This window comes from Amycolatopsis benzoatilytica AK 16/65, assembly GCF_000383915.1.
In the GTDB taxonomy this organism is placed as follows: Bacteria; Actinomycetota; Actinomycetes; order Mycobacteriales; family Pseudonocardiaceae; genus Amycolatopsis; species Amycolatopsis benzoatilytica.
Map to the genome: position 1 here is coordinate 4,927,973 of NZ_KB912942.1, position 18,297 is coordinate 4,946,269.

Below are 18,297 nucleotides of genomic sequence, written 5' to 3' on the forward strand. Positions count from 1 at the left end.
CAGTCCGCGAAGGGCCCCTTGAGGGAATCTGAGTCCGGTAATGGGACCTTCACGGACCGGCCGGCAGACCGCTCAGTGGAAGACGGTGCCGCCCAGCACGATGTGGCTCGGGTGGTGCAGCGCGGCCAGGTCCTCGCGCGGGTCGTCCGGATAGACGATCAGATCCGCCGGTGCGCCGTGTTCGAGGCCCGGGTGGCCAAGCCACTCACGCGCCGCCCAGGAGGCGCTCGCCAGTGCCTGCGTACGCGACATGCCCGCGCGGTGCAGCGCTTCGACCTCGTCCGCGATCCGGCCGTGCGCGACCATGCCGCCCGCGTCCGTGCCCGCGAAGACGCGTACGCCCGCTTCGACCGCTGAGGAGACCATCTCCGCCACGCCTGCGTGCAGGGCGCGCATGTGCGCCGCGTACGCCGGGTACTTGCCAGCTTTCTCCGCGATGCCCGGGAAGTTCTCGATGTTGATCAAAGTGGGCACCAGCGCGACGTCGCGGCGCGCGAGTTCGGCCAGCTGCTCCGGGGACAGCGCGGTCCCGTGCTCGAGACAATCGATGCCCGCGCCGATCAGGCCCGGCAACGCGGCTTCGCCGAACACGTGCGCGGTGACGCGCGCGCCGAGGTCATGAGCGACCCGGATGGCTTCGGCCAGGACGTCGTCCGGCCACAGCGGGGCGAGATCGCCTTCGGCGCGGTCGATCCAGTCGCCGACCAGTTTGACCCAGCCGTCGCCGCCGCGGGCTTGTTCGGCGACTGCTTCGGGCAGCAGTTCCGGGTCGTCCAGCTCGATCGCGAAGCCGGGGATGTACCGCTTCGGCAGCGCCAGATGCCGGCCGCAGCGGATGATCGTCGGCAGGTCGGCGCGGGATTGCAGAGGGCGCACGTCGAGCGGCAGGCCGCAGTCGCGGATCAGCAGCGTGCCGGCCTCCCGGTCGGTCACCGCCTGCTCCGCCGCCTCCTCCACCGGCACCGCGCCGTGCGGGCCCAGGCCCGGGTGGCAGTGCGCGTCGACGAGGCCGGGAACCACGAATCCGCCGGTCGACAGCGTCTCCGCGCCGGGGACCGGCTCGAAGGACAGCTTTCCGTCGTGGATCCACAGGTCCCGCGGCTCGCCGTCGGGCAGGACAGTGCCGCGCAGGTGCAGCGGGCTCACTTGTTCTTCGGGTCCTTCGGCAGCTTGAACTTGGACGGGTCGAAACCGGGCACGTCGTTCATGCTGCCGAGCTGGGACAGGTCCGGCATTCCGCCGGGCATTCCGCCGCCCATGCCGCCGGGGGGCAGCATCGGCATGCCGCCGGGCATTCCGCCGCGCACCTTGGGCTGCGTGGGGCCGCGCCCCTTGCTGCCCTTCTTCCCCTTCTTGCCCTTGCGGCTCTTGCTGCCGCCGCCTCCGCCGAAGCCGAACCGGCCGGCCATCTGCGCCATCATCTTGCGCGCTTCGAAGAACCGGTTGACCAGGTCGTTGACCTCGCGCACGGTCACCCCGGAGCCGTTCGCGATGCGCAGCCGGCGGGACCCGTTGATCATCTTCGGGTCGGCCCGCTCGGCCGGGGTCATGCCGCGGATGATCGCCTGCAGCCGGTCCAGGTGCTTGTCGTCGACCTGGGCGAGCTGGTCTTTCATCTGGCCCGCGCCGGGCAGCATGCCGAGCAGGTTGCCGATCGGCCCCATCTTCCGCACGGCCAGCATCTGCTCGAGGAAGTCCTCCAGCGTGAGCTGCCCGCTGGTCAGCTTCTGCGCGGCCTGTTCGGCCTGCTCCTGGTCGAAGTGCTGCTCGGCCTGTTCGATCAGGGTCAGCACGTCGCCCATGCCCAGGATGCGCGAGGCCATCCGGTCCGGGTGGAACGTGTCGAAGTCTTCGAGCTTCTCGCCGTTGGACGCGAAGAGGATCGGCTGTCCGGTGACCTCGCGCACGGACAGCGCGGCGCCACCGCGAGCGTCGCCGTCCAGCTTCGTCAGCACCACACCGGTGAAGCCGACGCCGTCCCGGAACGCCTCGGCGGTGGTGACCGCGTCCTGACCGATCATGGCGTCGACCACGAACAGGACCTCATCGGGGCGGATGGCTGCCCTGATATCACTGGCCTGCTTCATCAGCTCTTCGTCGACGCCCAGCCGGCCGGCGGTGTCGACGACGACGATGTCGTGCTGCGCGTGCTTGGCCTCTTCGATGGCGCGGCGGGCGACGTCCACCGGGTCGCCGACGCCGTTGCCCGGCTCGGGCGCGAACACCGTGACTCCGGCGCGCTCGCCGACCACCTGCAGCTGGGTGACCGCGTTCGGCCGCTGGAGGTCGCAGGCGACCAGCATCGGCGCGTGCCCCTGCTTCTTCAGCCACATCGCCAGCTTGCCGGCCAGCGTCGTCTTGCCGGCGCCCTGGAGGCCGGCCAGCATGATCACCGACGGCGGGTTCTTCGCCAGGTTCAGCCGGCGGGTCTCGCCGCCGAGGATGCCGACGAGCTCCTCGTTGACGATCTTGACGACCTGCTGCGCCGGGTTCAGCGCCTGGGAGACCTCGGCGCCCTTCGCGCGATCCTTGATCTTGGCGATGAACGCCTTGACGACCGGGAGCGCGACGTCCGCTTCGAGCAGCGCGATGCGGATCTCACGCGCGGTGGCGTCGATGTCGGCATCGGACAGCCGGCCCTTGCGCGAGAGCGTCTGCAGGGCCGAGGTGAGCCGATCGGAGAGGGTGTCGAACACGGGGGTGCACGCTCCAGCTGGGTCGAGAGTTCGCGTGCCGGGCGGCGCTCGACACCCCCGGCATCCTCCGAGGGTAGCCGCCCCGGCCGTCCGGCCTTCACAGGCACGCGCGAGTTATTACTCGCAGGCGTAGCAGCTTCCGGGACGACATACCCAAGAACGTGGGAAAATCGGTCGACGAGAGCCGGAAAAATAGTAAACATAGGCGTATGACATCAGCTATCGCCCGCCGCCCGACACTCGCCGAGCAGTCCGGGGACGACGACGAAGCGGTCCCGTTCCGGCGCATCGCCGGCCTGTTCCGGCCGCACCGGCGGGCGCTGGCCGGGCTGTGCGCGCTGCTGGTCGCGCAGGCCGGGCTGGGCGTGACGGCTCCGTTCCTGCTTCGGGAGATGCTCGACACCGCGCTGCCGCGCCGGGACGCGCTGCTGGTCAGCCTGCTGGCGATGGGGATGATCGCCGCCGCGCTCGGCTCCGGCGCGCTGAGCGTGGCGACCACCGGGCTGTCCAACACCATCGGCCAGCGAGTGATGAACGAGCTGCGGGTCGCGGTGTACAGCCACCTGCAGCGGATGTCGCTCGGCTTCTACACCCGGACGAAGACCGGCGAAGTGCTGTCCCGGGTGTTCAACGACATCGGCGGCGTCGACAACGTGGTGACCGAGACCGCCGCGGCGATCGTGCAGAACGGCACCACCGCACTGGCCATCGCGGTCGCGATCCTGATCATGGACTGGCAGCTCGCACTGCTTTCGCTGGTGGTCGTGCCGCTGTTCCTGCTGTTCACCCTGCGCCTCGGCGGCAAGCAGCGGAAACTGGCGCGCGGCCGGACCCGGCGGATGGCGCGGCTGACCACGATCGTCGAGGAATCGCTGTCGGTCACCGGCGTACTGCTGGCCAAGACGATGGGCAACGGCAAGCTGATGCGCGACCGGTTCGCCGAGGAATCGCGCGAAGTGGCGGCGCTGGAACGCAGCGCCGCGCTCGCCGGGCGCTGGCAGCGGGCGGCGCGGACGATGAGCCTGACCATCGTCCCGGCGCTGGTCTACTGGGCGGCCGGGCTGGAGCTCGCGGGCGGCGCGGCACCGGTTTCGCTGGGCACCGTGGTCGCGTTCACCAGCATGCTCAACCGGCTGCTCGGGCCGGCGACCGCGATGCAGACGGTGGGCCAGAACGTCGCGTCGGCGAAGGCGTTGTTCGGGCGGATCTTCGAGGTGCTGGACCTGCCGGTGGAGATCGGCGATCGGCCGGGCGCTCGCGAACTCGTCGCATCCGGCGGCGCGGTGTCGATGCGCGGGGTTTCGTTCCGCTACGACGACGAGGGTCCGTGGACGCTGCGCGACATCGACCTCGACGTGCCAGCCGGGACGACGACGGCACTCGTCGGTTCCACCGGTTCTGGAAAAACGACGCTCGCTTACCTGGTCGCACGGTTGTATGAGGCGACGGAGGGGAAGGTGTTCGTGGACGGGACGGACGTGCGGGAGGTGACGCTGGCTTCGCTGGCCGCCGGGGTCGGGCTGGTGTCGCAAGAGACGTATCTCTTCCACGCCTCGGTGCGCGAGAACCTGCGGTTCGCGAAGCCGGACGCGACGGACGAGGAACTGGAGACCGCGGCGAAGGCGGCGCATGTCCACGACATGCTGGCCGCGCTGCCGGAGGGGTACGACACCGTGGTCGGCGAGCGGGGATACCGGTTTTCCGGCGGCGAGAAGCAGCGGATGGCGATCGCGCGGATCCTGTTGCGCAATCCGCCGGTGCTGATCCTCGACGAGGCGACCAGCGCTCTGGACAACCGCACCGAACGTGCCGTGCAGGCAGAGCTGGACCGGCTGGCGGCGGGACGGACGACGCTGACCATCGCGCATCGGCTGTCCACTGTGGAGCACGCGGACCAGATCGCGGTGCTGGACGCCGGGCGGATCGTGGAGCGGGGCACGCACGACTCGCTGCTCGCCGCCGGCGGGAGGTATGCGCGGCTGGTGCGGGGCGAAACCGCCTAATCTGGCGGGTATGCAGACCGAATCCCCCGGCCGGATCGACGAAAACCGTTCCGGCGAGCTGTCGCAGCTGGCGCGGTCGGTGCGAGAGGGCGTCGGGCGGCTGAACTGGCGGATGCGGTCGGAGGTCGGCTCGCGAGTGCCCGGGCCGGCGGTGCTGGCGGTGCTGTCCCGGCTTTACCGCGGAGGGACGCAGACGCCCGGGGAACTGGCCGAGGCGGAGCGGATCCATCCCCAGTCGCTGACGCGCATTCTGGCGGGGCTGGTGGAGCGGGGGCAGGTCACCCGGACGCCGGATCCCGCGGACGGCCGCAGGTCGTTGATCGAGATCACCCCGGAGGGACTGCGGGAGCTGCGGGCTTACTCGGAGGAGCGGGAGCGGTGGCTGGCGGAGGCGGTCGAGCGGGAGTTGAGCGATACCGAGCGGGAGCTGCTGCGGCTGGCGGCCGGGTTGCTGGTCCGGCTGGCGGAGTCTTGACGGCGGAGGCCCCCGCTGGCTCCGCAGAAGTCCGTGAAGGGCCCCATCAGGGAATCTAAGTCCGGCAAGGGGCCCCTCGCGCACACGCCCCGCCGCGAAAAGTCTCGACTGGGCATGGGTGCGCGGGGCCAGGGTGTCACCGGGAGTTCCGGGGCGACCGCTCCCCACGGTCGTCCCCGGAACCTGGCGGAAGGACTCACCTCCCCGGGAGCCTTCCGCCGTCGGCACGCGGAGCGGGTCCCCCTCGACCGTTCTGCGTTGAGGAGAAGTCTGCCGGGTGGGCGGGGGCGCGCGGCAGCGTGAAGTCCCTCAATCCGGACTGCGTAGGACTACTCAGATGGCGACGCCGGGACTGCTCAGATGCAGGTGTCGGGGTCGGCCGTCTCGCTGACGAACTCGATGGTCGGCTCGGCGTCGGCCAGTTCCTCGGCGGAGCAGCTCACCGCGCAGGCCGCGGCTTGCAGGACCTCGACCAGGACGTCCAGCTCCTGGTTCGGCACGGCGGCGAGCACCGGATTGCGCGCGTCCATCCGGCCGGCCAGCCCGGCCAGGGCGTGCGCGAGCGCGTGCTGGCCGGCGACCAGCTGCGTGACGACCTCGGACAGCTCGCCCAGCGTCGCGGCGGGACCGTCGCCTCGCAGGGTGAGCGCCAGCTCGTCCGCGCAGGCACGCAGGTGGCCGGCCACGACGGTCGGAGGCAGTGACAGCCCCGGCAGGTTCTCTTGGCCCCGCACGCGTTCACCCCGCTCTCGCGCCGCCGCTCGGACTCGCCATCCTGCCACCGGAACCCGGCTGCGCACCCCCGACACCCCGAATGGGTGAACTCGGATGGCGCAATCCGGCCGGACGTGCTTGGCCAGGCCGAGGTCAGGAGACCGCGGCCAGCACCTCGTCGGTGACCGTGGCCCGCCACTGCGGAGTGACGCGCCCGGACTTCGGCGACAGCGCGAACGAGTCCACGACCGCGCCGCCGAGCGTGGCCGCCTTCGCCCAGTGGACATCCGCCTCGGCGCGGCGCAGGGCGCTCGCCACCCGGAACAGCAGGCCGATCCGGTCGGCGGCGCGCAGCTCCAGCACGACGGCGTCCGGGCCGCTCGTTTCGTCGTCGAACCACCGGACCACCGGGGCCACGACCACGGGCGACGACGTGGCGTAGTCGCGTTCCTTGGCGGCCAGACGCTGGGTGAGCGGCAGCGTCCCGGCGACGGCGCGGGCGAACTGTTCCCGCAGCAGCGCGGGCTCCGGCGGGGAGCCGAACTTCGGCGACGCGCTGAAGACGCCGGCGCGGCCGGCACCGTGTTCGCGCAGGACCGCCGAGTGGACTTCGAGGGAGTTCAGCGCCAGCACCCCGGCCGCGGGCGCGAGCAGTTCGCGGTTCGGCGGCACGGCCAGCACCACCGTGACGACCTTGCCCTGAGAGGTGATCCGGATCTGGCCGACGCCGGTCCGGGCGGCTTCGGCGACCAGTTCCCGCTGGTCGTCGTCGAGCGGCTCAGGCGGAGTGAAACCCTTGCCGTGCATGGCCTCTTCGCAGCTGCTGACCAGTTCGGCGAGGAGCCGGTCCTTCCAGTCGGTCCAGACGCCGGGCCCGGTCGCCAGCGAATCAGCGCGGGTCAGGGCGTGCAGGAGTTCCAGCAGGACCACGTTGCCGTCCAGGGTCTTCACGACGCGGGAGACGGTCGCCGGGTCGGCGATGTCGCGCCGGGTCGCGGTGTGCGGAAGCAGCAGGTGGTGGCGGACCGCGGCGGAAACGGTCGCCACGTCGGCCGGAGGCAGGCCGAGGCGTTGCGCGACCGAGCTGGCGATCTTCGCGCCCAGTTCGGAGTGGTCGACGTCGCGGCCCTTGCCGATGTCGTGCAGCAAGGTGCTGATCAGCAGCAGGTCCGGCCGCGAGACCGTGGTGGTGAGTTTGGCGGCTTCGACGCAGGCTTGCACGAGGTGCCGGTCGACGGTCCATTGGTGCACCGGCGAACGCGGCGGGAGGTCGCGGACGGCACCCCATTCCGGGAACAGCCGGGCCCACAGGCCGGTGCGGTCGAGCGCCTCGACGGCATCGACCAGGCCTTCCCCCGCGCCGAGCAGCTCTACGAGGGCGTTGCGTGCGTCGTCCGGCCAGGGTTCGCGCAGCTCGGGGGCGGATTCGGCGAGGGTGCGCAGGGTGCCCGGCGAGACCGGTTTCCCGGTGCGCGCGGACGCCGCGGCGACCCGCAGCAGGAGGGCTGGGTCCTTGGCGGGCAGCGCGTCGCGGGCCAGCGCGACTTCGTCCCCGTGCAGGACGACGCCTTCGGCGAGCGGACGGCGGACCGGGCGACGGCCGAAACGCGGCTTGTCCTCAGTGGACCGAAGGGCGACATCGACGGCGTAGGAGATGGCTCGGCCGGCACCGGACAGCTTGCGAGCCAAGGCGAATCGATCGCCGAGACCCAGTTCGGACGCCACCACGTCGGCTTCCGGTGCGCTCAGGATGTCTCGTTCGCGCCGCTGCTCGCGGCGCAGTTCGGTGCGGACGTCCAGCAGAAGTTGCTTGGCGGCCAGCAGTTCTTCGCCCGGCCGGTCGGTGAGCTGACCCGCGGCGAGGGCTTCCAGCACGGCGAAGTCGCGGAGGCCGCCTCGGCCGTGTTTGAGGTCCGGTTCGGCGGACTGGGCGATTTCGCCGCTGCGCCGCCAGCGCGTGTGGACGGACTCCGCCAGCTCGGGCAGGCGTTTGCGAGCGGTGCGCCGCCATTGGTCGCGAGCTGCGGACGCGAGCCGTTCGGTGAGCGCCGGGTCGCCGGCGATGTGCCGGGCGTCGAGCAGACCGAGCGCGGTCCGCAGGTCCTCGGACGCGACCTTCAGCGCTTCGCCGGGGGTGCGGACCGAGTGGTCCAGGCCGACTCGCGCGTCCCACAGCGGGTACCAGAGCGCGTCCGCGATCTCGCCGATCCGGCTGTTTCCGTTGTGCAGCAACACTAGGTCCAGGTCCGAGCACGGCACCAGCTCGCGTCGTCCCAGTCCCCCCACGGCGACCAGCGCGACACCCGAATCCGCGGTGTCGACGCCGGCCGCCGTCGCTCCTTTCCCGAGCCAGAACTCGTACAGGTCGACCAGAGCGGCCCGCAATGCGGGTGCTCCGTGCCGGCCGTCGAGCAGCAGTGCGGTGGCCCGGGCCAGTTCTCCCCCGTCGGTCATCGGCTACAGCGCATCCGTCCCGCGCTCGCCGGTGCGAACCCGGATCACCGTGTCCACTGGCGTGACCCAGACCTTCCCGTCGCCGATCTTTCCGGTGTGCGCGGCGGTGGTGACCGCGTCGAGGACCTTCTCCACGACGGTGTCGTCCACCACCACCTCGATCTTCAGCTTGGACACGAAGTCCACCGAGTACTCGGCGCCGCGGTAGACCTCGGTGTGCCCCTTCTGCCGCCCGTAGCCCTGCACCTCGCTCACCGTCATGCCGAGCACGCCCAGCTGCTCCAGCCCGGAGCGGACGTCGTCGAGCGTGAACGGCTTGACGATCGCGGTGATCAGCTTCATGCCTTCGTCTCCTCGAGTTTCGTGGCCGGCTTGACCGGGAACGTCGCCGAGTGGCCGAGCCCGCCCATCCCGGTGAAGTCGTACGCGCTCTCCGCGTGCTGGCCCTCGTCGATGCCGCCGACCTCGTGTTCCACGCTGACCCGGAACCCGCCGGCCTTCTTGATCGCGAAGCCGATGATCAGGGTAAGCACGAACGAGTAAGCCAGCACGGCCAGCGCGGCGACCGTCTGGATGCCCAACTGCTTGAAGCCGCCGCCGTAGAACAGGCCGTTCGCGCCGGCCGAGTTGACGCTCGTGGTGGCGAAGAAGCCGATCAGGATGGTGCCCACCAGGCCGCCGACCAGGTGCACGCCGACCACGTCGAGCGAGTCGTCGAAGCCGAACCGGAACTTGAGCGACACGGCCAGCGCGCACAGCACCCCGGCGATCACGCCGATCGCGATCGAGCCGAGCGGACTGACGAAACCGCAAGCCGGGGTGATCGCGACCAGGCCGGCGACCGCGCCGGAAGCCGCACCGAGCGTGGTCGGCTTGCCGAACTTGAGCTGTTCCACGAGCAGCCAGCCGAGCACCGCGGCCGCGGTGGCCACCGTGGTGTTGGTGAACGCGACGGCGGCGAGGTCGTTCGCGCCGAGCGACGAGCCGGCGTTGAAGCCGTACCAGCCGAACCACAGCAGCGAAGCGCCGAGCAGCACGAACGGGACGTTGTGCGGACGGCCGGTGTCCTTCGGCCAGCCCTTGCGCTTGCCGAGCACGATGGCCAGCGCGAGGCCCGCGGCGCCGGCGTTGATGTGCACCGCGGTGCCGCCTGCGAAGTCGAGCGCCTTGAGCTGGTTGGCGATCCAGCCGCCGACCGCGTCCTTGCCGGTGAATCCGTCGAACGAGAACACCCAGTGCGCGACCGGGAAATAGACCACGACAACCCAGATCGTGATGAACAGCGACCAGCCCCAGAATTTCGCCCGGTCGGCGATCGCGCCGGAAATGAGCGCCGGAGTGATCACCGCGAACATCAGCTGGAACATGCAGAACGCGAGCAGCGGCAACGCGTCCGGTCCGGGCCAGGGCACCGGCGGCGGGCCTTGGCTCGCCAGGCCGACCAGCTTGCCGAACGCGTCGGACAGCCCGGCGAAGTCGAGATTCCCGACCAGGCCGCCGAAAGCGTCGTTGCCGAAGGCTAGCGAGAACCCGAAGAGCACCCACAGCACACCGACAATGGCCAGTGCGATGAAGTTCATCATCAACATGTTCAAAACGCTCTTCGCGCGGACCATGCCGCCATAGAAGAACGCGAGGCCTGGGGTCATGAGCATGACCAGCGCGGCGCTGATCAGCACCCAGGCGGTATCTCCAGCGTTCAGCACAATCGTCCTCCCGTGCCGTGGGCAACTGTTGAGGAAGTGTTGGGCGCAGGTGTTTCGCCGGGGTCCGGTTCACGTTTCCCGCGCGTGAACTCCGGTGCGGTGGTTGTTACAGCCACGTTTCCGGGAGACCAGGGTGAAGTGTCCGGTTAGGCAACGTCATGGTCGAATAGCGGTCATGTCGTTTCCTGCCCGCGTCGTCGACGCGCTGCGCTGTTCGGTGTGCGCTTCGCCGGTCACGCTGGACGAGCGGACGCTCCGCTGTGCGCAGCGGCACTCGTTCGATTTGGCCCGGCAGGGTTATGTCAACCTGCTGCACGCCCGCATCCCGGCGGGCACCGCGGACACCGCGCCGATGGTGGACGCGCGGGCCGCGTTTCTGGCCTCCGGCGCCTACGCGCCGCTCGCCGCGGCGATCGCGGACGCGGCCGGCGCGACGACCGGGTTGGTCATCGACGCGGGCGCGGGGCCGGGGTACTACCTGTCGCGGGTGCTGGACGGTGCGCCGGAGGCGGTCGGGCTGGCGCTGGACGTGTCGGCGATCGCGTTGCGCCGGGCGGCTCGGGCGCACGCGCGGCTGGGCGCGGCAGTGTGGAACTTGTGGGAGCCGTGGCCGGTGGGCGACGGGGTGGCGTCGGTGGTGCTGGACGTGTTCTCGCCGCGGAACGCGAGCGAGTTTCACCGGGTGCTGACACCGGGCGGGAAGCTGGTGGTGGCGTCGCCGTTGCCGGGACATCTGGCGGAGCTGGGCGATCTGGTGCTCGCCGTGGACTCCCGGAAGGAAGAACGACTTGAAGCTGCGCTGGGCGGGTTCTTCGCGCGCGAGTCGGCGGTGGAGGTCGTGCGGACCGGAGAGTTCAGTGCGGCGCAGGTGCGGGACGTGGTCGCGATGGGGCCGGCCGGGTTCCACCTGGACCGGGACAACCGGCGGGAGCGGCTCGCGGCGGCGGCCGGACGGGCCGTGACGGTGGCGGTTTCGGTGAGCGTCTGGCGGCAGCGGTGAGTGCGGTGCTGCGCGTTGCCGAAACGGCTGACGTCGCGGCTGTCCGCCAGTTCGGCGAGGTGCACATTCGGTCGCATTACACCCCTCTGATCGGTGCCGAGGCGGCCGAGCGACAGGTCCGGCGATGGTGGAACGAAACCGAGCTCGCCGCCGCGGCCGCGGCGGGGCGGGTCGTCGTGGCGGAAGACGGCGGCGAGGTCGCCGGCGTCGGGCAGATCGGCGCTGACTGCGTCGTCGGCGAGCTGTATCTGGAGCCGCTTCACCGCGGCCAGGGGCTCGGGCCGAAGCTGCTCGGCACCCTCGCCGCGCGGGTGCCAGACGGCGGCCTGCGGGTCGAGCACTTCGCCGCCGACCAGCGCGCCGGCGCGTTTTACGAACGGGAAGGGTTCGCCGTCGAGCGGATCGAGGCGGGCCTCGGCGGGGACCCGGCGCTGGCCGTCGTCCGGCGCACCCGCGGGACCGTCCGGTGCCCGCACGGCTGGCGTGTCCGGGAAACCGGACTGGCCTGCCTGGACGATCTCGAAGTCGTGTTCCCCGGCGAACCGCCCGAAGCGGTGGCAGTGCGGTTCGCCGAGCGCCACGCCGCGACTCATCACCTGGACCGGAGACTGTTCTTCGCCGTCCAGGCAACAGCACCGGGACTGAACGCCCGGCTGGAAGGCGTCGGCAACTACGTCGACGGTCGCGGTCTCGCGCAGTTCCTCGACCGGCTCGACTTCCGCGGCTGGGAGGGCGAGCAGCGCTGGACCAGCGCCGACCGCGACGTCAGCGTCGCCGCGACCTACCGCCCGGGCGGCCGGATCGAACTGGCGTGGACGATCCGGCCGTGGCGGCAGTCCGTCTTCGGCGAGTGGGAAGCGACCGTGCTGACCTCGATCGAGGCGGGCGCGGAGAAGGACGAACTCGCCGCCCGGCTGCACCATTTCCTTACTGCCGAAGGGTTTCCAGTCGACTACCGCTGAGCGGTCACGGTCGCCACCAGGAACTCCTCCCCCGACGTCCGCAGGCCGTCCGCGCGTCCGGCCAGGTACCGGCCGATCAGGTCGTCCGCGCTGACGTGCCGGACGTCGCGGAACCCGCATTCCCGCGCGAACGCCAGCATCTCGTCCGGCGCGAAGAAGCTGACGAACGGCGTCCCGGCCGCTTCCGCGCCGCGCATCGCCGCTTCCCGGGCGGCGCGGTCCTGTTCGTCCAGGTACTTGTCCGGCAGCTGGAAGGTCATCGCCACCACGGTCCCCGGAGCGAACCCGGAGAGGGCGCGCAGCGTCGCCGCGTTCGCCTCGCGGGTCAGGTACATGCTGACCCCGGCGGATGCCACGACAGCGGGCTCGGACCGATCGAACCCATTGGCTGCCAACCGGTCCGGCCATTGTTCGCCGGACTCGAAGTCGACCGGCACGAACCGGTGCGGGGCGGGCAGGCCGAGTTCGGCCAGCCGCGCCCGCTTCCACTCCTGGACGCCCGGCCGGTCGATTTCGAAGACCCGCACGTCGAGCCCGGCCTCCCGCTGCGCGAACGTGTCCAGCCCGGCGCCCAGCAGAACGTACTGCGACGCCCCGCTTTCGCGTACCAGATCCTCGGCGAACCGGCTGCGCAGCACGATCCCGACGCGGAACCGCCGGGTGAACTCCAGGTCCATGTCCCCGCGGGAGCGCCAGTCCGGGCCGGGGTCGGCCAGCCGGAGCCCGATTTCGTCGGCCAGCGCGTGCGGCGGCGGATCGGCGAGCACGTGCAGCGCGCGCCACAACGCGACGCGTACCGCGGTGTGGTCCGGCTCGCTCACGACGCGGCCCGCAGCACCCACGTCCGGCCGTCCGGGTCGCGCACCGTCATCTCGCGCGTGCCGTAGTGGGTGTCCTCGAACGGGGTGAGCACGTCCAGCCCGGTGTCGACCGACTCCGACGGAACGGCCACCACCAGCGCCGTCTTGGGTTCCTGGCTCTCTGGCACCTCGACCACGAACACCGGCGGGCCGTCCCCGTTGGAGAGCTGGCCGGAACTGTGGTCGGTCTCGAAATCGAGGCTGAACCCCATGCGCTGCAAGAACTTCGCCGTCTTGCCCCAGTTGTGCGTCTCCATCACGAACATCGTGATGCCCTCGCTCATGTCACTCGTCCTCTCGCTCGTCCGGCGAGGCGCCGAGATAGGCCCGCAAGGCCGCGGTGACCAGTGCGGACAGCGATTGCTCGTTCTCGATCGCCCGGTACTTGACCTGCTTGATCAGCTCGACCGGCAGGTACACGTTGAACTGTTTGACCTCTTCTCCGGCCATACTAGAATGCTAGCAATCTAGTATGGCCCGGGCAAGGTCCCGCGACCAGGCGAGATGCGCCGTGAGAGGGTGGAGACATGGCGAAACCCTCCGGACTGCAGATCAGGAACATCATCGCCGCCGTCCTGATGGCTGCCGCGTTCGTGTTCAACCTGGTCACCGGCGGCCCGTGGTGGGTCACCGCGATCGTCGGCGTGGCGTGCATGCTGTCCTGCTTCTCGGCCTACCTGAACCGGCCGAGCGCACGCGGCTAGCCGCCCGGGCAATCCGGCAGGTGCAGACGGGAAACCCTGCGCCGAGTTCAGGTCTCGTCCTCTCGGGAGTCGCCTGCGGTTCAGGCGCCGCTGATTCACTCAGCGCGCTCATGATCGCAAGAGAGGACCATCGGTGCCCGGAAACGAATTCGCCGTCCATCCGGACGAGCTGGACAAGTTCAGCCAGTATCTGGAACAGACGACGGCACCCGCGGTGAAGCAGGCCGCGGCCGACGTGCACGGCTCCAACGGGTTCGACTACGACGCGTTCGGCGTGTTCCTCGCCCAGGTCCTCGCGGTCCCCGCGCGCATCGCGCTCGCCGTCGTCGGCGACAACCTGAACGGCGTGTCCGACAACGTCGCGCACACCTCCGACCTCACCAAGAAGGCCGCGAAGGCGTACCGGGACCAGGATGCCAGCGCGAAGGAAGGCATCGACAAGTTCCTGCCGGAGCTGGAAAAATGACCGACTTCAAGTGGGTCGACACCAGCAACCCGACCGCCGGCACCGGCGTCGCCGACAGCTGGAACGGCTTCGCCGGCGCGATCGACTCCCTCAAGAACGCGCACGGCGCGGACACCGCCGCGGTCGCCGTCGAAATCGGCGTCACCCTGGTCGGCGCGGTCATCGACACGGTCGCCTTCGTCCTCGACCCGATCGGCAAGCTCGCCGCGGCCGGCGTCGGCTGGCTGATCGAGCACATCGGCCCGCTCAAGGAAGCGCTCGACGCGTTCGCCGGCGACCCGACGGCGATCAAGCAGCTCGCCGACAACCTGCACAAGACCGGCGAGACGCTGCGCCAGGCAGGCCAGGACCTGGAAGCCTCGTACAAAGCCCAGATCACCCAGTGGGCGGGCACCACCGCGGACAAGTTCAAGAACGAGATCGACACCCGGATCACCCAGATCAACGACTCCGGCAAGGCGGTGGACACCGCGGGCTACGTCGTCGAGACGACGATGGCGCTGGTCAGCGTGACCCGCTCGCTGGTCCGCGACATCATCTCGACGGTGCTCGGCGACATCATCGCGGTGGCGCTGGTCGCGCTGGCGGCGGCGGTCTGGACGTTCGGCGCGTCGCTGGTCGCCGGCGTGGCGACGATCGTCGGGAAGGTCGCGGTCACCGTCGCGGACGTGATCGCCAAGATCGCCAAGATCGTCGCCCTCGCCGGCCGGACCCTGGGCCGGCTGAAGGACCTGGGGAAGATGTCCAAGCCGCTGCCGAACAAGCCCGGCAGCGACATCGAGATGCACCCTCCCGGCTCGCACCCGACACCGACACCGACGCCGCCGCCCTCGCCTCGGCCGAGTTCGGAAAGCGGCGGCGCGGGAGTCGGCGGCAGCGGTACGCACGCCCCGCCCGGCGAGCACCCGCCAGTCCCGCCGCCCGCAGAGCGTCCGCCGTCCCCGAACGGCGAGCACCCGCCGGGCAGCCAGACCCCGCACGAGGACGGGCCGAACCCCAACCAGCACCTCGACGACTGGAAGACCTGGGACGAGCACTTCAACCCGCCGCCGAAGGAGCCGACCCCGCCGCCGCGGGAACCAACGCCGCCGCCGCACGAACCGACCCCGCCGCCGAACGACCACACGTCCACGTCGTCGACGCCGGATCCTTCGCGGCCCAACACCCCGGACCCGGCCGCGCAGCGCCCGCCGGGCGGCGAAACCCCTCCGGCCAGTACGCCGCCGGCGAAGGTATCACCGCTGGAGCAGTACAAGATCGAGTGGATGAAGCACGACGACTGGCTCAAGAAGAACTACACGGAGAACCAGGCCAAGGCCAAGTTCATGGAGAACTGGCTCAAGAACGACCCGAAGTACAACGAGTACTTCCCGCTGATCAAGGGCATCTCGGACGCGAAGAGCACGAAGAACTGGGTCGGCTGGGTGACCAAGGACGCGATCACGGTGGACAAGGCGATGACCGACATCCACATGCGCGCGGAAGAGGCATGGAACCAGTCGGCCGAGGACTGGCGGAAGAACCACCCGGACCCGGCCCAGGGCGCCTGATCGCGATGAGCGGCCCGGCTAACCGACCCGCTCGGTGCCCCGGCCCGCGCGGTGACCGACCCGCGCGGCTGACCGCCGCGCGGCTGACCGGCGCGCGGTGAGCGGCGCGCGGTGAGCGGCCGCGGCTGACCAGCGCGCGAGTACCCCGGAAGCCGATGCCGTGAAGGGCCCCTTGACGGAATCTGATTCCCTCAAGGAGCCCTTCACGGAACCCGAGTCCCTCAAGGGGCCCTTCACGGAACCCGAGTCCCTCAACGGGCCTTTCTCGGAACCCGAGTCCCTCAAGGGGCCCTTCACGGCTTACCGGGGCTGGCGTAAAGACCTATCCGGCAGTCTCCGCGTAGCGGGCCGTGACGGCCTCCCGGCCACGCTTGCTCAGCTCTCCGAACAGCCTCAGCCGGGCCAGGCCGCCGTCGGGGTAGATGTCCAGGCGGACTTCGGTGACTTCGGGGCCGTCCTCGGCCAGCGCGAACCGGTGGCGCGTGTCCGGCTGCAGGCGGGTCTTCGGCAGCAGCTCGGCCCACTCCCCCTCGTCCAGCCGTCCGCTCACCGACGCCCATCCGGGCGCGTTGCCCTTCAGGTTGCTGGTGTCCAGTTCCACGAACCGCACCAGGCCGGCGCCCGCCAGCCGGACCGTGGCCCAGTCGTTGCCGTCGTCGCGGCGGCGGGCGGTTTCCCAGCCTTCCGCCTGGTGCGCGGCCAATCCCGGCGACAGCATGTTGTTCGGCGACGAGTAGAACATGTTGCTGCACCCGGTCACGATCGCGCCGTTCTCCAGCGCCGCCAGGTCCAGCGAGCGCGGGTCCAGCAGCGCCGGGTCGGGCACCGGGGCGCCATGGACGCGCAACCGGGCCACGCCGCCGTCGGGGTGCTGGGTCAGGCGGACGTGCGTGTACCGGCGCGGGGACGTGACCTTGTAGAAGTTCTCCGAGTCGCCGGTCGCGGGAGCGCGGTCGACCAGGATGTCCCAGTCGGCGTCCCGCAGTTCCGCCGCGCTCGGGTAACCGGGCGCCGAGGTCGCCGCGACCGAGACGAACGGCGGGTAGTTTCCCTTGAAAAACGCGGTGTCCACTACGACCCCGGAGAAGACTCCGGCCAGGCCGAGGCGGACGAGTGCGTGGTCGTCGCCCGGTTCGCGGTGACGGCGGGTCTCCCAGCCGTCGTACACCTGGCCCTTCGGCCCGAACGTCTCGGCGCGGTGCGCCGGGCGCCACGGGTTGACCAGGTTCTCCTTTTCGGCGAACAACTCGTCGCTCGCCCACATCACGGTGCCGCCGAACAGCCGCGAGGCCAGGTCGGGCTGTGCTGTCCACTCCGGACGGTCGGACACGCGCTCCTCCATCTCTTTAGCAGTTTCCCCGGGTCAGCAAGGTCCCCCTCGGCTCGTCGCCGGTCACCGGCTCGCCGCGCAGCCAGGTGCCGCGCACCACCCCGGCCAGCGGACGCTGGTCGTAGGCGCTCACCGGGTTGCGGTGGGCCAGTTTCGCGACGTCCACGACGAAGGCCTCGTCGGGCGCGAAGACCACGAAGTCGGCGTCGAAGCCGACCTCCAGCTTGCCCTTGCGGGTCATCCCCACTTGCGCGGCCGGGCGTTCGGCCATCCAGCGGACGACATCGGCCAGCCCGAACCCGCGCTGGCGGGCCTGCGTCCAGATCGCCGGCAAACCCAGCTGCAGGCTGGAAATCCCGCCCCACGCCAGGCCGAAGTCGCCGGTGTCAAAGCGCTTCAGCTCCGGAGTGCACGGCGAGTGGTCGCTGACGATCGTGTCGATCACACCGTCCGCCAGCCCCTGCCACAGCAATTCCCGGTTCGCTGCCTCGCGAATCGGCGGACAGCACTTGAATTGCGTTGCCCCGTCCCGGATTTCCTCCGCCACGAAGGACAAGTAATGCGGACAGGTCTCCACCGACAGCGCGACCCCCTCGCGACGCGCGCTGGCGATCAGCGGCAAAGCGTCCGAAGAGGACAGATGCAGCACGTGCGCGCGGGCGCCGGTGCGGCGCGCGGCTTCGATGACGTGGGTGATCGCCAGGTTTTCCGCGCCGCGCGGGCGGGAGCCGAGGAAGTCGCGGTACTTCTCGCCGTGCGGGTCGGGTGCCGCGTCGATCGCCTCGGAATCCTCGGCGTGCACGATCATCAGCGCGTCGAAGGACTTGAGCTCGCGCAGCGCCGACTCCAGCCCGGCCGCGTCCAGCGGCGGGAACTCGTCCACGCCGGAGTGCAGCAGGAAGCACTTGAAGCCGAAGACGCCCTCGTCGTGCAGGCCGCGCAGGTCGCTCTCGTTGCCGGGGATCGCACCGCCCCAGAAGCCGACGTCCACGTGCACCCGGCCGCTCGCGGCCTTGCGCTTGACCTCCAGCGCGGCCACGTCGACAGTCGGCGGCAGGCTGTTGAGCGGCATGTCCACTATCGTCGTGACCCCGCCGGCGGCGGCGGCGCGGGTCGCGGTCGCGAAGCCCTCCCATTCGGCCCGGCCGGGGTCGTTGACGTGCACGTGGGTGTCCACCAGCCCGGGCAGCAGGACCTCGTCCTCGACCAGCTCGATCACCCGGTCCGCGGGCAGGTCGGCCATGCCCGGCTCGACCGCGACGATCCGGCCGTCCTGGACGCCGATCGTCGCCGGTCCGAGGCCGGACGGGGTCACCGCGCGAGCGGCGCGCACCACGAGATCCATCGACGGCTGCCCTCCAATTTCACGGTACGGAA

At 70.6% G+C, this 18,297-nt stretch carries 18 protein-coding genes; 7 read left to right on the forward strand and 11 right to left on the reverse strand.

The window, feature by feature from the left end; all coding sequences use genetic code 11:
* Window positions 1-72 precede the first annotated feature (72 nt).
* Both AMYBE_RS0122605 and ffh read right to left on the reverse strand, forming a co-directional pair.
* The gene (locus tag AMYBE_RS0122605; RefSeq protein WP_020661669.1) at window positions 73-1,146 is read right to left on the reverse strand and encodes an amidohydrolase family protein; all 1,074 of its coding nucleotides are present in this window, start codon (window positions 1,144-1,146) and stop codon (window positions 73-75) included.
* Entirely contained in the window at window positions 1,143-2,696 is a 1,554-nt protein-coding gene (gene ffh, locus AMYBE_RS0122610; RefSeq protein WP_020661670.1) for a signal recognition particle protein, read from the reverse strand. The genes AMYBE_RS0122605 and ffh overlap by 4 nt, the downstream gene beginning before the upstream one ends.
* 209 nt (window positions 2,697-2,905) lie before the next feature.
* Between ffh and AMYBE_RS0122615 the strand changes: the two genes are divergently transcribed.
* Together AMYBE_RS0122615 and AMYBE_RS0122620 are read left to right on the forward strand one after the other, a co-directional pair.
* Complete coding sequence (locus tag AMYBE_RS0122615; RefSeq protein ID WP_020661671.1) at window positions 2,906-4,699, forward strand: ABC transporter ATP-binding protein; 1,794 nt, start codon at window positions 2,906-2,908, stop codon at window positions 4,697-4,699.
* A 10-nt stretch (window positions 4,700-4,709) separates the two neighbouring features.
* A complete protein-coding gene (locus AMYBE_RS0122620) occupies window positions 4,710-5,174 on the forward strand; it encodes a MarR family winged helix-turn-helix transcriptional regulator (RefSeq protein WP_020661672.1) in 465 nt (154 codons plus the stop codon).
* Window positions 5,175-5,530: 356 nt separating this feature from the next.
* Here AMYBE_RS0122620 and AMYBE_RS0122625 read toward each other — a convergent pair whose 3' ends face one another.
* The 4 genes from AMYBE_RS0122625 to AMYBE_RS0122640 all read right to left on the reverse strand — a co-directional run bounded on the left by AMYBE_RS0122625 (window position 5,531) and on the right by AMYBE_RS0122640 (window position 10,048).
* Window positions 5,531-5,908, reverse strand: a complete 378-nt coding sequence (locus tag AMYBE_RS0122625) for a hypothetical protein (RefSeq protein WP_020661673.1) — start codon at window positions 5,906-5,908, stop codon at window positions 5,531-5,533.
* Window positions 5,909-6,041: 133 nt separating this feature from the next.
* On the reverse strand, window positions 6,042-8,342 hold the full coding sequence (locus AMYBE_RS0122630) for a [protein-PII] uridylyltransferase (RefSeq protein ID WP_020661674.1): 2,301 nt from the start codon (window positions 8,340-8,342) through the stop codon (window positions 6,042-6,044).
* A 3-nt stretch (window positions 8,343-8,345) separates the two neighbouring features.
* Window positions 8,346-8,684, reverse strand: a complete 339-nt coding sequence (locus tag AMYBE_RS0122635; protein ID WP_020661675.1) for a P-II family nitrogen regulator — start codon at window positions 8,682-8,684, stop codon at window positions 8,346-8,348.
* Window positions 8,681-10,048, reverse strand: a complete 1,368-nt coding sequence (locus AMYBE_RS0122640) for an ammonium transporter (RefSeq protein WP_020661676.1) — start codon at window positions 10,046-10,048, stop codon at window positions 8,681-8,683. The genes AMYBE_RS0122635 and AMYBE_RS0122640 overlap by 4 nt, the downstream gene beginning before the upstream one ends.
* A gap of 175 nt (window positions 10,049-10,223) precedes the next feature.
* On the opposite strand from AMYBE_RS0122640, the gene AMYBE_RS0122645 reads away from it, so the two are divergent.
* Together AMYBE_RS0122645 and AMYBE_RS46795 are read left to right on the forward strand one after the other, a co-directional pair.
* Window positions 10,224-11,048: a putative RNA methyltransferase gene (locus AMYBE_RS0122645; RefSeq protein WP_020661677.1), complete on the forward strand. Its 825-nt coding sequence runs from the start codon at window positions 10,224-10,226 to the stop codon at window positions 11,046-11,048.
* Window positions 11,049-11,053: 5 nt separating this feature from the next.
* The gene (locus AMYBE_RS46795) at window positions 11,054-12,010 is read left to right on the forward strand and encodes a DUF6228 family protein (protein ID WP_063710041.1); all 957 of its coding nucleotides are present in this window, start codon (window positions 11,054-11,056) and stop codon (window positions 12,008-12,010) included.
* Here the strand turns inward: AMYBE_RS46795 and AMYBE_RS0122660 are convergent.
* Genes AMYBE_RS0122660 through AMYBE_RS42175 form a run of 3 tightly spaced genes read right to left on the reverse strand, consistent with a single transcriptional unit; the run spans window position 12,001 to window position 13,320 of the window.
* Complete coding sequence (locus tag AMYBE_RS0122660; RefSeq protein ID WP_027927904.1) at window positions 12,001-12,831, reverse strand: class I SAM-dependent methyltransferase; 831 nt, start codon at window positions 12,829-12,831, stop codon at window positions 12,001-12,003. The genes AMYBE_RS46795 and AMYBE_RS0122660 overlap by 10 nt on opposite strands.
* A complete protein-coding gene (locus AMYBE_RS0122665) occupies window positions 12,828-13,154 on the reverse strand; it encodes a VOC family protein (protein WP_020661680.1) in 327 nt (108 codons plus the stop codon). Before AMYBE_RS0122665 ends, AMYBE_RS0122660 begins: the two co-directional genes overlap by 4 nt.
* Before the next feature lies 1 nt (window position 13,155).
* Entirely contained in the window at window positions 13,156-13,320 is a 165-nt protein-coding gene (locus AMYBE_RS42175; protein ID WP_020661681.1) for a ribbon-helix-helix protein, CopG family, read from the reverse strand.
* A 77-nt stretch (window positions 13,321-13,397) separates the two neighbouring features.
* Here AMYBE_RS42175 and AMYBE_RS45480 point away from each other — a divergent pair, with 77 nt between their 5' ends.
* The 3 genes from AMYBE_RS45480 (at window position 13,398) to AMYBE_RS0122685 (ending at window position 15,590) form a co-directional block, all read left to right on the forward strand.
* Window positions 13,398-13,574: a hypothetical protein gene (locus tag AMYBE_RS45480; RefSeq protein WP_020661682.1), complete on the forward strand. Its 177-nt coding sequence runs from the start codon at window positions 13,398-13,400 to the stop codon at window positions 13,572-13,574.
* 133 nt (window positions 13,575-13,707) lie between these two features.
* Window positions 13,708-14,040, forward strand: coding sequence for a hypothetical protein (locus tag AMYBE_RS0122680; protein WP_020661683.1), 333 nt, complete (start codon window positions 13,708-13,710; stop codon window positions 14,038-14,040).
* On the forward strand, window positions 14,037-15,590 hold the full coding sequence (locus AMYBE_RS0122685) for a WXG100 family type VII secretion target (RefSeq protein WP_027927905.1): 1,554 nt from the start codon (window positions 14,037-14,039) through the stop codon (window positions 15,588-15,590). Before AMYBE_RS0122680 ends, AMYBE_RS0122685 begins: the two co-directional genes overlap by 4 nt.
* 322 nt (window positions 15,591-15,912) lie before the next feature.
* On the opposite strand, the gene alc is transcribed toward AMYBE_RS0122685, so the two are convergent.
* Complete coding sequence (gene alc / locus AMYBE_RS0122690; protein WP_020661684.1) at window positions 15,913-16,932, reverse strand: allantoicase; 1,020 nt, start codon at window positions 16,930-16,932, stop codon at window positions 15,913-15,915.
* A 4-nt stretch (window positions 16,933-16,936) separates the two neighbouring features.
* On the reverse strand, window positions 16,937-18,265 hold the full coding sequence (gene allB / locus AMYBE_RS0122695) for an allantoinase AllB (RefSeq protein ID WP_020661685.1): 1,329 nt from the start codon (window positions 18,263-18,265) through the stop codon (window positions 16,937-16,939).
* Between the last annotated feature and the right edge of the window lie 32 nt (window positions 18,266-18,297).